This window comes from Nonomuraea sp. NPDC050153, from assembly GCF_044460125.1.
Classification (GTDB): Bacteria; Actinomycetota; Actinomycetes; order Streptosporangiales; family Streptosporangiaceae; genus Nonomuraea.
The window spans coordinates 45274-59904 of record NZ_JBITJQ010000010.1; the positions used below are offsets into that span (position 1 = coordinate 45274).

Genomic DNA, 14631 nt, shown 5'->3' on the forward strand with positions numbered 1-14631 from the left:
CGTCATACGAGCGCGGCGGCGGGCCTGGACGCGGCAGGGACCTGGCGCGCGAGCGGCACGAACGAGACCAGCAGGCACAGGGCGCCGAGCGGGATGAGGTCCTTCTCGATGAACGGCAGGACGAGGTCGGCCAGGACCAGGACGGGCGCCCAGGCCTTGACCCGGCGCAACACCGCGAGCTGCACGACAAGGGCGAGCTGGCCCGCGAAGAAGAGAAGGGGGACGACGTCGTAGATCACAAGCGAGACGCCGGGGACGCTCTTGACCTGGTCGAACAGCACGCCCATCGCGTCGTGGTCGGCGGACATGAACCCGACCACGATGTCGATGCCGAACTGGCCGAGCAGCGCCACGACGCCGACGGTCCCGGCCACCGCGCTCGTGGTGGCCAGGGCGTTCCCGCCGGCCATCCGCCGCATCCGCCAGAAGATGGGGACGAACAGGACGAGTGCCGCCATGAAGGCGAGATGGCCGGTGGTCCACGCGATGCCGGGTCCTCGGCTGCCGTCGAGGCCGTCGAGGATCCGGATCACGCCGTAGGCGAGCACGAGCAGGGGCGCGGCGATGAAGGCTGTACGGGAGTTCATGGGGAAATCCTCGGCTTCGAGGGGGTTCTCGGGCATCGCCGGTGAGGGCGATTCCGCGGCTCCCTCTCAAGAGCGAGGACGGGTCCGTCGCCGGCTCAGTTGCGCCGCTGCGCGTAGTGCTGCTGGACCAGCGCGGCCGCGCAGGCCATCGTGGCCAGGCCGAACCCGATGCCGACGAACATGTTGAGGTCGGAGGTGGAGGTGACCATGTTGCAGACCGCGAAGATCGCCAGCAGCAGCCACAGCACGGGGCGGGGGATCCGGATGGGGGTCATGATGTGCTCCTCACAAGATCGAGTGACACCCCAAGACGCTACGGATCGCCGCCGCGACGGGCGATCCCGCCAGTGAGACAGCCCAGGTACAGCAGGCTGTACTGTTCGCCCGGGTATGCCTCCTGTGCCACATGAGATGCCCTATGGTCGGGGGATGCCGACTCCCGACGTGAGGCTCGTACGCCGGTGGGACCTCGCGGCGCGGGCCCGTGTCACCCTCGACGCCCTCGAACACCTCGTCGGCGGCGTCGGCACCGCGATCCTGGCGATCCTGACCGTGTTCGTCCTGGCCCTCACCGCTCTGGCCTGTCTCGTCGGCCTGGGCCTGTTCCTGGTGCCCACCGCTCTGCGCGTCCTGCGCATCACCGCCGACCGGGAGCGGGGCCGGCTCTCCCGCTGGGGTCCTGACGTCGTCCTCAGTCCCGACCCGGTCCCGTCCGGGTTCCGCGCCGCGATCACGAACCCGGCGAGCCTGCGCGAACTTCGCTGGGTGCTGGCGCACATGGCCTTCGGCATGTTGCTCGGCATGATCGGCATGACGCTGCCGCTCAGCGCGGTGCGCGACCTGACCTTCCCGCTGTGGTGGCGGCTCCTGCCGCCGGGCGAGGCGGTCGGCCAGGCCATGGGGCTCTGGGACGTGCGCGATTTCCCGGGCGCTCTCGCGGTGAGCCTGCTGGGCCTCGGCTGGATCGCCCTCACCCTGGCCCTCGTCCCCGGCCTGGCCCGGCTGCAAGCGTGGCCGGGACGGCGGCTGCTGGCCGCCGACCCCAGCACCGACCTGGCGCTGCGGGTCGCGCAGCTCACCGCGACCCGTGCGGAAGCCCTCGACGCGCACGCCGCCGAGCTGCGGCGGATCGAGCGGTCGCTGCACGACGGCACGCAGAACCGGCTCGTCGCCGTCAACGTCATGCTCGGCGCGGCCCGCCGCGCGCTGGCCCGCGACCCGGCCACCGCCGACGCCATGCTCGAACGCGCGCAGGACGCCGCCGAGCAGGCGCTGGCCGAGCTCCGCGCGGTCTCGCGCAGCATCCTGCCCCCGGTGCTGACGGACCGCAGCCTATCCGACGCGCTGACCGGCCTGGCCGCCGGCTGCCCCGTCCCCTGCCGGATCGACGTCGACATGCCCGGCAGGTGCGCCGCGTCCGTCGAGGCCACGGCCTACTTCGTGGTGGCCGAGGCGCTCACCAACGTCGCCAAGTACAGCCAGGCGCGGCACGCCATCGTCACGATCCGGCGGCACGACGACCGGCTGGACCTCCAGATCACCGACGACGGCCGCGGCGGCGCGGACGAGCGGCGCGGGTCGGGGCTGGCCGGGATCCGCCGCCGTGCCGAGGCCCTCGACGGAACCTTCGCGCTGACCAGCCCAGAAGGCGGACCTACCACCATGAATGTGAGCCTCCCATGCGGATTGTGATCGCCGAGGACGACCCGCTCCTGCGCGAGGGCCTCGCGCTGCTGCTGCGGGCGGAGGGGCTGGACGTCGTGGCCACCGCCCCCGACCCGGACGGCTTCCTGACCGCGATCGACGCCCACGATCCGGACGTCGCCATCGTGGACGTGCGGATGCCGCCGACCCACACCGACGAGGGGATCGTCGCGGCCGTCGAGGCCAGGCGGCGCCGGCCGGAGCTGGCCGTGCTCGTGCTGTCGGCGTACGTGGAGCAGGCCTTCGCCACCGACCTGCTCACCCACGGCAGCGCCCGGCTCGGCTACATGCTCAAGGAGCGGGTCGGGCGGGTCGAGGAGTTCATGGGCGCGCTGCACCGCGTCGCGGAAGGGGGCACGGCCATCGACCCGGAGGTCGTCGCGCAACTGCTGGCCCGCACCAGGCCCGACAGCCGGCTCGACCGGCTCAGCCCGCGCGAGCGCGACGTGCTGGCCCTGATGGCCGAGGGCCTGGGCAACGGCGCCATCGCCGAGCGGCTCTTCGTCACCGACGGCGCCGTGCACAAGCACATCCGCAGCATCTTCTCCAAGCTCGACCTGGCGCCGACCGACCGGACCGACCGCCGCGTGGCGGCCGTCCTGCACTACCTGGAGAACGGGAAATAGGGACTAGGCGCCCAGGTCACGGGCGATGTTGTCCAGCCTGGTCGCCAGCTCCTCCAGGGCCTCCTCGGTCAGGGGGCCCTCCGGCACCTGGCTCGCGATCTCGTCGCGGCGCACGATGACCAGCCGCTTGTGCGCGTCGTCCACCTCATCGGCCGGCAGGACCACGCAGTCGCCTTGGACGAACACCAGCGTGGCGTCGGGTTGCTCCGACTGCAGCAGCCGGCGGACGCATTCACGATCGATGAGAGACATCTCGGCTCCTCTCCTCATCCGAACGTCGGAGGGCCGCCGTCGGCGTGTGAGCGCCGGACGCTGAACGTCACCAGATACACGGCGGCCCCCAGTGCCACGACGGCGGGCGGGACGGCGAGCAGCGGCTGCCCGGCCAGCAGCGCCAGCACGGCCAGGACCACCCCTGCCAGCAGCCCGAGCGCGCCCGCCAGCAGGCGCACGCCGAGCCAGCTCGACGGCGGCGGCGACTGCGGCCACTCTCCGTGACCGCCTCCGTGCACGTCGGGCACTCCGGTGTCGCTCACCACGCCGGAGGAGGTGATCTCCTCGGGAGGCGGCGGCTCGCGCAGCACGGGAGCGAAGAACTCGTCCTCGGGATCCTCGTCGCGCCTGTTCATCCTGAATCACCTCGCCGGATCGGCTTTCTCCAGCCCGTGCAGGAACGGGTTGACCACGGCGTTCAGCTCGGCCAGCAGGGCTTCGAGGGACGCCTGGGCGTCGTCGAGGTTCGGCAGGCCCGCGGCCCGCGCGTGGGTGGGCGTGGGCAGGCGGTCGACCGGCAGGGGCACGCGCAGTTCCAGCGTGCTCAGCGCGGTCGGCCGCTCGTACGGCGGCGGCACGTACGTGGGCTCCTGGCGCTGCCAGCCCGACCAGCCCGCCGGGAGCGGGACCGGGGGCGGGGCGGCCAGCTCCACCACCGCCAGCAGGCCCGGCGCCTCCTCCGGGCGGTGGCAGGTCGCGTCCAGCACCCGCGGGTGGCGGCGCACGTAAGCGTGCTCCGCCACCGGGCGCGTGGCCACCTCCCACGCGCCCAGCGCGAAGTGCAGCGGGTCCAGGGTGACGCCGCCCGCGGCCGGCTCGCCGTCCACGGCTTCGAAGGCATGCCGCCATCTGCGCAGCTCCTCGCCGTAGCGCTCCTGCGCGCCACCCGGCTCAGCGGCCTCGCGCCCTCGCGCGGCGCCGATCCAGAACGCCTGCGTGCCGGCCATGCGCCTCCCCCGGTGTCAGCCCTTGATCTCGATGCGGCGGGCGCGGCCCTTCTCGGTCTTGGGAACGCGTACGGTCAGGATGCCGTCCGACAACTCGCCGCCGATGTGCTCGGTGTCGGCGTCGGCCGGCAGGATCGTCCGGTAGACGAACCGCCCGGTGCGCCGCCGCAGCATGTTGCCCTTCTCCTCCTCTTTGATCTCCCCGGACACGCACAGCTCGCTGTCGTTGACCTCGACGCTGATGTCCTCCCGCTTCAGGCCGGGAAGCTCCGCCCGCACGAAGTAGGCGTCCGGGGTCTCCTCGGTCTCCGCCACGGGCCGCCAGGCGGCCACGTCGGTCTCCGCGCCCTGCTCGAAGAGCCGCCCCATCTGATCCCACAGCTGCTGGAACTCGGTGAAGGGATCCCACGACCGCCTCTGCCATGGGACACCCGTCTGCATCGCTCCGCGATTGCGCCTAATCGGCAAAGCCACTGCTTTCTCACCTCCGTGACGCGAGGGACACCGTCGTCCCCCTCCTCCAAATTCATCCCGTACCCGCATTCGCCCGTCGTGAACGGTTTCGTCGCAGGTCAGAGGGTGTGTCGAAATCATCGGACGGGGAAGCTGGGTGGACATGACCGAGGAAACCGGGACCACGCCGGGCGCGGGCGCCGGGGAATCCGCCCTCCCGACGGTCACGCTGGCGCTCGCGGGCGACACCATGCTCGGCCGCGGCGTGGCCGAGCGGATGAGGCTGACCGCGGACCCGGCCGACTTCTTCGACGCCGGCGTGCGCTCGGTGCTCTCCCGGGCCGACCTGGTCCTGTTCAACCTCGAATGCTGCGTCTCGGACCGCGGCCGGCGCTGGGACCCGCTGCGCAAGGCGTTCCACTTCCGCGCACCGCCCGAGGCCGCGGCGATGCTGGCGGAGCTGGGCGTGCACGCGGTCACGCTGGCCAACAACCACGCCCTCGACTACGGCCACGAGGCCCTCCTCGACACCCTCGACCACCTGGCGGCAGCCGGGATCCGCACTGTGGGCGCGGGTGCCGACCTGGACAGGGCCTGGGAGCCCGCCGAGCTGAAGGTGGGAGATCTTCGTCTCGCGGTGCTGGGCGTGACCGACCATCCGGCCGAGTTCGCGGCCACCGAGCGCAGGCCCGGCGTCGCCTACGCCGACCTCGGGGCCGGGATGCCGGACCGGCTCACGAGCATGATCGGGAGCCTGGACGCCGACGCCGTCCTCGTCTGCGTCCACTGGGGCCCGAACATGACCGCCAAGCCCGTCACGCACGTCCGCCGCGCGGCCAGGGCGCTGGTCAGGGCCGGCGCGTCCCTGGTGGCCGGACATTCCGCGCACGTCTTCCACGGGGTGGCCGGACCGGTCCTGTACGACCTGGGCGACCTCATCGACGACTACATCGTGGACCCCGAGCTCCGTAACGACCTCGGGCTGATCTTCCTCGTCACCCTGGACGAGCGGGGCCCGGTGTGGCTGCGCGCCGTGCCCATCGCGCTGGACTACTGCCGTACCAGGATCGCGAACGACATGGAGTCCCGCTGGATCCGGGCCCGGTTCACCGCCGCCTGCGCCGACCTCGGCACCGAGGTCCGGTACGAAGCCGGCGCGCTCACCGTGGATCTCCGGTCACAGGCGGAGTGAGCGCGCATTTCGGAGGACGCGCCATCCACTTCCGGTATACGGTCAATTACTGACAGTGACCATATCGTGGTGGTCGGTGACCCCATCGGGGTCCGGCACCCAGCGAGAGGGATCGACATGGCGCAGGAACCGAGAATCGACGTCGAGAGCATCGCCCAGTCGGTCAGGAGCAGCCTGACAGAGGAGCAGTCCGAGCGGATCGCGGACGCGCTCGGCGAGCAGGGGATCTGGTTCGCGACCCCGCATCCCCGCGTGAATGAGGCGCCCAGACCCGACCACGTCTGGGACCTGGTGGGCGACAGGCCGCACCTGGGGCGCACGGCCACCGGACGGGCCGCGGTCCACCTGGCCGACGGGCACACCGCGCTGACCCGGCCGCTGATCTTCGCCGACGGCTTCGGCTACGGCCCCAGCGACCTCGCCGCGCTGTGGGCCCACTTCAACAGCGAGCGCAGCCCCGGGTTCCTGGACCAGCTCAGGACGATGGGCATCGACGTCATCCTCCTGGGCTTCGACCAGCGGCAGACCTACATCCAGGCCAACGCCGCCGTGGCGGTCGCCTGCGTCCAGCGCGCCATCCAGGAGCGGCGGGGCGACCTGCCGCTGGTCGTCGGCGGCGTCAGCATGGGCGGCATGATCACCAGGTACGCGCTGGCGCGCATGGAGAGCGAGGGCGTCGACCACCAGACCGACAAGTACTTCTCCTACGACACGCCGCACCTCGGCGCCTGGATCCCGCTGGTGCTCCAGCAGCTCGCCTACCTGCACGAATCGCTGGAGCCGCGCTCGGACGGCCCCGGGCAGGCCGAGCTGATCCGCAGCCCGGCCGCGCAGCAGCTCCTGTGGGCCTGGGTCGAGAACGAGGACTACTCGGGGCCGGTGACCACCGCCAGCCCGCTGCGCACGGACTTCCTGGACGACCTGCGCCGGGTCGGCTGGTTCCCGATCCGGCCTTACAAGCTGGGGCTGGCCAACGGAGTCGGCGACGGCACGGGGCGCGACCTGCCGCCGGGCACGCCGGTGTTCGACCTGCACCACGACCCGCTGCAGCTCACGGCCAGGATCCAGCCGGACATGGGCGAGCTGGAGAACATCGGCACGATCAGGTTCGGGGCTCCGACGTGGACGAGCGCGACGTCGCACGTGGCCGCGTTCGACGGGGCGCCGGGCGGCACGCTCGACTCGTGGGGCAGGGTGGCCGACGCGATCGGGCTGCCCGTCCCCGAGCGGTTCCGCCACAGCTGCTTCGTGCCCGCGGTCAGCGCCATCGCCCTGGCCAGGGACCCGTACCACTGGCAGACCGACCTCTACAGGGACCTGTCCGAGCTGCCGAAGGACGGGACGTTCCTGGACACGTTCTGCTGCGACATAGCCAACACCGAGCACGGCAACGTCTCCGAGGTGCTGATCGACTGGTTCCTGGAGCAGCTCGCCGGCTGGTAGCGGCGAAAAGGCGCCGGCTCGTACGCGAGCCGGCGCCTCTTCGCGTCTAGCGGACGCCCCGGTGCACGACCAGGAGCTGGTCGCGGGTGGCGTTCCGGTCGCGGTAGGCGATGGCGGCCGGGGCCTCGGCACTGTGGTGGCCGGGCAGCCTCTCATCGGCGCTCCACGAGGAGCCGTCGAAGACGGTCCACCACAGGCGCTGGTCGGAGGCGCCGCGGTGGACGCAGTAGAGGCGGTCCTTGTAGACGGTCAGCGCCGGGCCCTCGGCGGCCGAGTGCATGGTCAGCTTCTGGTCGGGCGTCCAGGCGGAGCCGTCCCAGCGCGTCCACCACAGGCTGGAGTCCTTGCCGGTGTGCACGCAGTAGAGGTGGCCCCGCCAGACGGCCAGCGCCGGGTTGGACCGGCAGGCGTGGTCGGGCAGCTGCCGGCAGGGGCTCCACGAGGAGCCGTCCCACCGCGTCCACCACAGGGCGGAGTCGGTCCCCGCGTGCACGCAGTAGAGCTGCCCGTCGAACGTGGCCAGCGCGGGAGCCGACACGCTGGGGTGCTCGGGCAGCCTGGCGTCGGGGCTCCAGGTGGAGCCGTCCCACCGCGTCCACCACAGGTTGTCGTCGCCGTCGCCGCGGTGCACGCAGTGGAGCTGCCCGTCGTACGCCGCCAGCGCCGGAGCCGAGTCGCTGACGTGCGCGGGCAGTCTCCGGTCCGCGCTCCAGCCCTCCTGCGCGTCGTAGACCGTCCACCACAGGCTGGGGTCGTCGACCTTGCCGCGATGGACGAGGACCAGCCCGTCCTGGAACTCCGCGAGGGCCGGGGCCGACACGTCGAAGTGCTCGACGAACGCCTGGTCCGGGGTCCACCCCTCGCCGGGCTCGTGCACCGTCCAGTACAGCCCACCGCCCTCGCGCCGGCCCTCGCGGGCGGGCACCAGCATGGCGGGCGCGACCCACGGCGAGACCAGCTTCACGCCGTACGGCCGGGCGACCGAGGTGATCCAGTCGGCCTTGGCGCGCACCTGCCGCTCGATGAGCGGCGCGAGCCAGGAGCCCAGTACCAGAGCCGCGGTCTCGCCGACGAGCTGCGGGATCTCGGCGGCCAGCAGCGCGGCGCTCTCGTTGAGGTGGATCTCGAAACCCCACCACCTGGAGACCGGCCAGACCTCCGCGCCCATGGCGCCGAGCTCGCCCTGGAGCCGGTGCGCGCGGTCCTGGGCCTGCGGCGACAGCCCGGCGACCTGGCGCCCGCTCTCCCGCTTGGCCGCCGACCACTCGACCTCCACGGCCTCCCGTACGGAGGAATCGTCCAGCAGCTCGCTCTCGACGGCCGCGTCCACGGCGGCGGCGGCCACCGGATCGTCCTGGCTGTGCAGCAGCGCGTCCTCACCGTCCACCGCCGCCGTGTCGAGCCCCGCTCTGTCGGTCCGGGTGTCGTCAGTCATTTCCAGCCCCCCTGGAGTGATCCGCACCATTTGATGCGCATACGCACCAACTATGGTAACCAGACGTAGTCATCCGATTACTCTCCAGGTGGGTGGTGGCCGCTACCTCTCGATGTCCACGGCGAACGTGTCGAAGGCCGCCCGGCCCGTGCCGTCCCCCGCCGCGAACAGGCCCAGCACCGCCCCCACCCACCGGCCCTGCGTGGCCTGGAAGGGGGCCCCGACCTCGCGCAGCCCGTCGCCGGTGTCGGCCAGGAACGTGACGAGCGCCCCGTCCCCGATCCGCGCGCCGACGGTGACGCGGGCGCCGTCCTTCACGGGCACGGGCTCCATGTCCCCGCACACCAGCACGGTCCCGCCCGCCGCGCGCTCCAGCCCGACGTAGGCGTAGGTGAACCCGAGCACGACCAGCCCCGCCCGGCCCGCGCCGTCGAGGGTGAGGCCCGTGGTGACCGTGCACGGGTCGCCGGGCAGCCGCTGCCCGAGCACGGACGGGCGCTCCGTGAGCTCCTCAGGACCCGGCACGCAGGCCAGGCTGAGTGTGCCGTCCCGCAGCTCCCACCAGGAGGGGTCGGGGTCGGCCTGCCAGCTCCACTGCAGGCCGAGCTCGGGCCCGGCGAAGTCGTCCGAGGTGGCGGGCGCGGCCGGCGCGCCGCCGGGAACAGGCACGGGGCCGCCGGGCACCGGCTCGCCGTCCGCGCCCATGACCGGCCAGCCGTCCTCCGCCCAGGCCATGGGCTGCAGGTGCACGACCCTGCCGTAGGGGCCGCGGTCCTGGAAGTGCATGAACCAGTGCTCGCCCGACGGGGTGTCCACCCAACCGCCCTGGTGCGGCCCGTTCACGCCGGTCCCGCCCTGCTCCAGCACGATCCGGTCCTCGTACGGGCCGAAGATCGAGCTCGCCCGGAACACCGACTGCCAGCCCTGCTCCACGCCGCCCGCCGGGGCGAAGACCCAGTACGTCCCCTCTCGCTTGTAGAGCTTGGGCCCCTCCAGCGTCCGGTAGCCGGGCAGCAGGTCGGCGTCGATGATCAGCGTGCCCTCGTCCAGCACCTCGCGGGCGTCCGGCGACATGCGGTGCAGGGTGAGCCGGTTGTTGACGCCGGCGCGGCTCTTGGCCCAGCCGTGCACCAGGTACGCCTGGCCGTCGTCGTCCCACAGCGGGCACGGGTCGATGAGCCCGGCGCCCGGCTTGACGACGTGCGGCGCGGTCCACGGGCCCCGCGGGTCCTCCGCGCTCACCACGTGGATGCCCACGTCGGGGTCGCCGTAGAAGATCCAGAACCGCCCGTCGTGGTGGCGCAGCGAGGGCGCCCACACGCCGCAACCCGGCCGCACGTCGTCATAGCCGCTCGTCACGGCATGCCCGATGATCGTCCAGTTGACCAGGTCGCGCGAGTGCAGGATCGGCAGCCCCGGGACCTTGGTGAAGGTGGAGGCGGTCAGGTAGAAGTCCGCGCCGACGCGGATCACGTCGGGGTCGGACCAGTCGGCGTTCAGCACGGGGTTGCGGTAGGTCGTCATCCCTCACTCCTTGGCGGCAACTGCTGCAAGCGGTTGCAGGAAACGTCGCACCCACACGTACGTGCCGTCAAATGGCCCGCGCACCCGAGAAGGCCGGGAGCAGGCCCGCCCGGCCGAATCTCGAAATTTTCGAGGCGCTGGCCTGGCGGTTCCTGGACGTGGCGGGGAGAGTGGGGGCATGACGGTCGAGGACCAGCCCCAGCAGTTGCCCAAACTGGCCGTGATCGCCCGCGAGGCGGGCGTGTCCGTTGCAACCGTTTCCAAGGCGCTCAACGGCCGCTCCGACGTCTCCGCCCACACCCGCCGGCTGGTCGCCGAGGTGCTGGAGCGGCGCGGCTACCCCAGGCAGCGGGTCAGGCCCGCGCGCGGGAGCATGGTGGACGTCATGCTGCAGGCCCTCGACTCGCCGTACGCGCTGGCGATCCTGGGCGGGGTGGAGGACGCGGCCTGGCGGGCAGGCGTGGACCTGGTCGTCTCGGCGGTGTGCGACCGCACCAAGCACGGCCAGCCCCCGCCCGCGTGGCTCGACCGGATCGGCGCCCGCGACAGCGCCGGCGTCCTGCTCGTGCGCACGTCGCCGACGGCCGCGCAGCGGGCCTGGCTGGCCGACCGCGAGATCCCGGCGGTGATCGTCGACCCGCGCCGCAAGCCGCCGGCCGGCCTGCCCGCCGTCGTCTCGGCCAACCTGGACGGCGCGCGGGCGGCCACCGAGCACCTGATCGCCCTCGGCCACTCGCGCATCGCCGTCGTCGCCGGCCGCCCCGGGGTCCCGTGCGCGGCCGAACGGCTGGCCGGCTACCGCCAGGGCATGGCCGCCGCCGGGCTCCGGGTGGACCCCAGGTGGGAGGTCTGCGGCTACTTCCAGCAGGCCGACGCCCTGCGCGCCACCCGCCGCCTGCTGGCCTCCCTCCCCCAGCCGCCGACCGCCGTCTTCGCCTGCTCGGACTCCATGGCCGTCGGGGTGTACCAGGCGCTGGGCGAGCACGGGCTCCGCGTGCCAGACGACGTGAGCGTGATCGGCTTCGACGACTCCTGGGCCGCCGCCCACGTCACGCCGGCCCTCACCACGGTCCGCCAGCCCTGGCCCGAGCTTGGTGCGGCGGCGCTGACCGCGCTCCTCACCGACGGCGCCCCGGCCCGGATCGAGCTGCCCACGGCGCTGGTCACGCGTTCGAGCACCGCCCCGGCCCGGCCGTCCTGATCACGTACCGCCGCGGGGGCGCAGCGAGAGCACCCACCGGCGGCACGTCGTCATGGCCGCTCGTCACGGCGTACCTGTTGATCGTCCAGTTGACCAGGTCGCGCGAGTGCGGGATCAGCAGCCCCGGGACCTTGATGAAGGTGGAAGCGGTCAGGCGGTCGACGACCTTCGACACATCGGCCCAGACGCGGCGCCCAAGGTACTCAAGAAGATCCCGCTCCTGCTGGAGAACCCCGAGGCCAGTAGGTGAGCAGGATGATTGCTTCACCTGAAAAGCGAAGGTCAGGCTGCCGCGCCGCTACCAGAGCTTCGGGACCGGAGGCCCTGCGTTGTGGGCCGGGTCGTCATCGAATCACTGGTCTATCGCAGGTGAATGCGAATTCTGGAGCCTGCACTCGGCTTGAAGGTTCTTATGCTTCAGGGTCACGTCCATGGTTGCACCCCTGCGACCAACGGCGAGTGCGGATGCGCCCTGCGCAGCTCCGCGTAACGCATAGCGATACGCCGTGCGGATCTGCCTGGCTCCGGGAGCGGGTGCCAGGCATAGACTGCGCGTTTTCGGCCCGGCTCCCAGCCCGTATGCCACCAGAAGGCGTCATGGCGGCACCAGACGAGGAGTCCGACCCAGACGGAGACGAGTGCGATGCCGTAACCGTCGTGCACGTCGCTGGAGATGTTCAGGTGGATTAACTTCCGCTGCAACTGCTGGGCCGCGTCCAGCGACGTGACGACCTGTGGGCCGGGCAGCGCTTGCTGTGGATACATCCACCTACCTCCGGTGACTTCGGTGCCAGTACGGCCAAGTGAAGCCAGGTGGGCGGGACCTTTGAACTTCGCCGCAGCCCGGTGTCGGGACGTGTTGAGTCACCGAGAAACGTCCCAAGACGGCCTTGCAACGTCCCGGACGTTAACGTCCACTGGAATGCGTGAACGAGCGCCTACACACAGCGATGCTCCGCCATGGTGGGGCCCTGGAAGACCTGGCCGAGACGTGTGGCGTCGAGCCCAAGACGGTCGAGCGCTGGATCAACACAGGTCGGGTCCCGCACCGGCGGCACAGGTGGGCAGCGGCGAAGCTGCTGACCGCTGACGAGACATACCTGTGGCCTGACGTGCTGGAGAGCAGTCAAGCGCGCCGAGGCCGGGCGGACAGGTCGGAACTCGTGGAGGTCTTTCCCGACCGAGCCAGCGTGCCTCGTGAGCTGTGGCTACGGTTCCTGACCGACGCTCAGGAGCGGGTGGACGTCTTGGTCTTCTCAGGGACGTTCTACGCCCAGACGCAGCCGAAGATCGCTCGATCACTGGCTGAGGCTACGCAACGCGGTGTCGCGATCAGGCTGTGCTTCGGAGATCCCACGGCCCAGTCTGCCGAGACCCGCGATCGCGAAGAAGGATTGGGCGGGACGTTAGCCGCCAAGATCCGCTCTTCCCTGACCTACTACCGGGCGCTGCCCGAGTTGGATGACTGCGAGGTCCGCCTGCACTCCACCACGCTGTACGCCTCACTGTTCCGCTATGACGATGACGTCCTGGTCAATCCACACGTATACGGAGAACCGGCCTCGGCCAACCCGACCTTCCACTTCCGCCGTCTCGATGGCGGGACGATGGCCGAGCACTACATGTCGTCGTTCGAGCGCGTTTGGGCCGGAGCCGTTCCGTGGTCCGGCGCGGAGATCTGAGAGGCACCTCATGGGACGAGTCGAGTACTGGAACCACCCGAACGCACCCAAGGCGAACAGTCTCGTACCGGCCTGTGGGACGGTCACCGTGGACGACGTGGGGCGCATCCTCATGCAGTGCCGTCGCGACACGGGCCAGTGGGCGTTGCCGATGGGCAAGATGGAAATCGGTGAGACGCCCTCGCAGTGCGCCGTGCGGGAAACCGAGGAGGAGACCGGTGTCTTGGTCGAGCCGGTGGGCCTCCTTGGGATCTACTCCGACCCCGGCCACATCGTCGCCTACACGGACGGCGAGATCCGCCAGGAGTACGAGGTCATGCTGATCACCCGCCCGGTCGGCGGTCAGCCGGAGGCCAACGACGAGGCGAGCGATGTGCGGTGGGTTGAGCCGGGTGAACTGCACTTGCTGGACATTCACCCCACGCAGTGGCGGCAGCTCAACGACTACCTTGAGCAGAGGCATCCCCACGTTGATTGAACCCAGGCCACCCGTAGCCGCCATGTGCCGTAGAACGCTCTAGCCTCTGCCTCTTCTGTTCGCAGGAGTAGCCGTGGATAGTTGCGAAATCACTTTGAGTGGTCAGATTCTGCGATCGCGTGATCGGGGAGTCCTGCTGGACATAGCATCGTTGCTATGGTCTGGGGTAGCGTAGAGCTGGAACCGGAAGTTCGGGAGTGGCTGGAGAAGCTCCCAGCAGAGTCGTTCGCCCGAGCGGCTTTCTACATCGATCTGCTGGCGACGGAAGGCCCGTTGCTGGGAGAGCCGTACACGCGACAGCTCGATGGCAAGCTGCGCGAGCTGCGGTTCTACCTTGATGATCTGACAATGCGGATCAGCTACTGGATCGCTTCGGATCGGCGGATCATCCTTCTGACCGTTTTCCACAAAACGCGAATGAGGGAAGATCGAGAAGTGGACCGGGCGCGGCGGGCGTTGTCTCGTTGCAAGGGCGAGGCGCACTCGGTGGACGAGGAGTGGTGATGACCGAGCGGACCGATTGGGCTGATCTCCGTGACCGACGACTGTCCGAGCCCGGGGCGGCCGAGGCATACGATGCGGCTCGTCTCGCCTTCGAACTCGGTCGGGCAGTACGGCAGATGCGGGAATCTCGTGGGTGGAGCCAGAGTGAACTGGCTCGTGCGGCCGACATGACGCAGTCAGCAGTAGCCCGTTTCGAAGGAGGAGGCACCGTGCCGACGCTGCCGGTCCTCGAGCGACTGGCCAGGGCTCTGGACGCCGAACTGGAGGTGCGAATCAGTCCACGCGCTCCCGCAGCCTGAGCCTGATTTATCCCGCGAGATGAAGTGCGACCACCAGCAGCATCAGACGGGTCCACCACCCGGCAGGCCCGATCGCCATCTCGTGAATTCTTACGCCGCTCGGGTCAAAGCTGAGGCCGTAATGATGGGTGTCGCACCCTATGCGTGATGCTTATTCATGAGCGCGACAGTCCCGGCAACCGCTTGCCGAGCTCGGCGCCGTTCTTCTCTGGCAATGGGTCGCTCCATGCTCCCGGGCCCACGAATTCCCGAAGGCGAGCCGGTCCGGGGTGGGCAGCAGACG

18 protein-coding genes are annotated in these 14631 nt (G+C 70.7%); 9 read left to right on the forward strand and 9 right to left on the reverse strand.

Going from position 1 to position 14631, the window contains the following annotated elements; genetic code table 11:
* Positions 1-2: 2 nt before the first annotated feature.
* Together ACIBQ1_RS24895 and ACIBQ1_RS24900 are read right to left on the reverse strand one after the other, a co-directional pair.
* On the reverse strand, positions 3-587 hold the full coding sequence (locus tag ACIBQ1_RS24895) for a hypothetical protein (RefSeq protein WP_397281055.1): 585 nt from the start codon (positions 585-587) through the stop codon (positions 3-5).
* Between the two features lie 95 nt (positions 588-682).
* Entirely contained in the window at positions 683-862 is a 180-nt protein-coding gene (locus ACIBQ1_RS24900) for a hypothetical protein (protein WP_397281057.1), read from the reverse strand.
* 154 nt (positions 863-1016) lie between these two features.
* Here ACIBQ1_RS24900 and ACIBQ1_RS24905 point away from each other — a divergent pair, with 154 nt between their 5' ends.
* Positions 1017-2279 carry a sensor histidine kinase gene (locus tag ACIBQ1_RS24905; RefSeq protein ID WP_397281059.1) on the forward strand — a complete coding sequence of 421 codons (1263 nt, stop codon included), beginning with the start codon at positions 1017-1019 and terminating at the stop codon, positions 2277-2279.
* A complete protein-coding gene (locus ACIBQ1_RS24910) occupies positions 2267-2917 on the forward strand; it encodes a response regulator (protein ID WP_397281061.1) in 651 nt (216 codons plus the stop codon). The genes ACIBQ1_RS24905 and ACIBQ1_RS24910 overlap by 13 nt, the downstream gene beginning before the upstream one ends.
* A gap of 3 nt (positions 2918-2920) precedes the next feature.
* Here the strand turns inward: ACIBQ1_RS24910 and ACIBQ1_RS24915 are convergent, their stop codons facing one another.
* Genes ACIBQ1_RS24915 through ACIBQ1_RS24930 form a run of 4 tightly spaced genes read right to left on the reverse strand, consistent with a single transcriptional unit; the run spans position 2921 to position 4578 of the window.
* A complete protein-coding gene (locus ACIBQ1_RS24915) occupies positions 2921-3169 on the reverse strand; it encodes a hypothetical protein (RefSeq protein ID WP_397281063.1) in 249 nt (82 codons plus the stop codon).
* Between the two features lie 14 nt (positions 3170-3183).
* A complete protein-coding gene (locus ACIBQ1_RS24920) occupies positions 3184-3546 on the reverse strand; it encodes a hypothetical protein (RefSeq protein WP_397281065.1) in 363 nt (120 codons plus the stop codon).
* Between the two features lie 6 nt (positions 3547-3552).
* Entirely contained in the window at positions 3553-4137 is a 585-nt protein-coding gene (locus tag ACIBQ1_RS24925; protein WP_397281067.1) for a hypothetical protein, read from the reverse strand.
* A 15-nt stretch (positions 4138-4152) separates the two neighbouring features.
* Positions 4153-4578 (reverse strand): Hsp20/alpha crystallin family protein, encoded by a 426-nt coding sequence (locus ACIBQ1_RS24930; protein WP_397281069.1) that lies wholly within the window; start codon positions 4576-4578, stop codon positions 4153-4155.
* Positions 4579-4753: 175 nt separating this feature from the next.
* Between ACIBQ1_RS24930 and ACIBQ1_RS24935 the strand changes: the two genes are divergently transcribed.
* Both ACIBQ1_RS24935 and ACIBQ1_RS24940 read left to right on the forward strand, forming a co-directional pair.
* A complete protein-coding gene (locus ACIBQ1_RS24935; protein WP_397281070.1) occupies positions 4754-5782 on the forward strand; it encodes a CapA family protein in 1029 nt (342 codons plus the stop codon).
* 117 nt (positions 5783-5899) lie between these two features.
* Positions 5900-7225 carry a hypothetical protein gene (locus tag ACIBQ1_RS24940; RefSeq protein WP_397281073.1) on the forward strand — a complete coding sequence of 442 codons (1326 nt, stop codon included), beginning with the start codon at positions 5900-5902 and terminating at the stop codon, positions 7223-7225.
* A gap of 46 nt (positions 7226-7271) precedes the next feature.
* Here the strand turns inward: ACIBQ1_RS24940 and ACIBQ1_RS24945 are convergent, their stop codons facing one another.
* Both ACIBQ1_RS24945 and ACIBQ1_RS24950 read right to left on the reverse strand, forming a co-directional pair.
* On the reverse strand, positions 7272-8660 hold the full coding sequence (locus tag ACIBQ1_RS24945; protein ID WP_397281075.1) for a hypothetical protein: 1389 nt from the start codon (positions 8658-8660) through the stop codon (positions 7272-7274).
* 102 nt (positions 8661-8762) lie between these two features.
* A complete protein-coding gene (locus tag ACIBQ1_RS24950) occupies positions 8763-10184 on the reverse strand; it encodes a glycoside hydrolase 43 family protein (RefSeq protein WP_397281077.1) in 1422 nt (473 codons plus the stop codon).
* A 178-nt stretch (positions 10185-10362) separates the two neighbouring features.
* On the opposite strand from ACIBQ1_RS24950, the gene ACIBQ1_RS24955 reads away from it, so the two are divergent.
* Positions 10363-11385: a LacI family DNA-binding transcriptional regulator gene (locus ACIBQ1_RS24955; RefSeq protein WP_397281079.1), complete on the forward strand. Its 1023-nt coding sequence runs from the start codon at positions 10363-10365 to the stop codon at positions 11383-11385.
* On the opposite strand, the gene ACIBQ1_RS24960 is transcribed toward ACIBQ1_RS24955, so the two are convergent.
* Positions 11348-11653 carry a hypothetical protein gene (locus ACIBQ1_RS24960; RefSeq protein ID WP_397281081.1) on the reverse strand — a complete coding sequence of 102 codons (306 nt, stop codon included), beginning with the start codon at positions 11651-11653 and terminating at the stop codon, positions 11348-11350. The genes ACIBQ1_RS24955 and ACIBQ1_RS24960 overlap by 38 nt on opposite strands.
* Positions 11654-12311: 658 nt before the next feature.
* On the opposite strand from ACIBQ1_RS24960, the gene ACIBQ1_RS24965 reads away from it, so the two are divergent.
* From ACIBQ1_RS24965 to ACIBQ1_RS24980, 4 genes are all read left to right on the forward strand, one after another.
* Positions 12312-13067 (forward strand): XRE family transcriptional regulator, encoded by a 756-nt coding sequence (locus ACIBQ1_RS24965; protein ID WP_397281083.1) that lies wholly within the window; start codon positions 12312-12314, stop codon positions 13065-13067.
* 10 nt (positions 13068-13077) lie between these two features.
* The gene (locus tag ACIBQ1_RS24970) at positions 13078-13545 is read left to right on the forward strand and encodes an NUDIX domain-containing protein (RefSeq protein WP_397281085.1); all 468 of its coding nucleotides are present in this window, start codon (positions 13078-13080) and stop codon (positions 13543-13545) included.
* 156 nt (positions 13546-13701) lie between these two features.
* Positions 13702-14049 (forward strand): type II toxin-antitoxin system RelE/ParE family toxin, encoded by a 348-nt coding sequence (locus ACIBQ1_RS24975; RefSeq protein WP_397281086.1) that lies wholly within the window; start codon positions 13702-13704, stop codon positions 14047-14049.
* On the forward strand, positions 14049-14348 hold the full coding sequence (locus tag ACIBQ1_RS24980) for a helix-turn-helix domain-containing protein (RefSeq protein ID WP_103956704.1): 300 nt from the start codon (positions 14049-14051) through the stop codon (positions 14346-14348). The genes ACIBQ1_RS24975 and ACIBQ1_RS24980 overlap by 1 nt, the downstream gene beginning before the upstream one ends.
* Positions 14349-14631 lie beyond the last annotated feature (283 nt).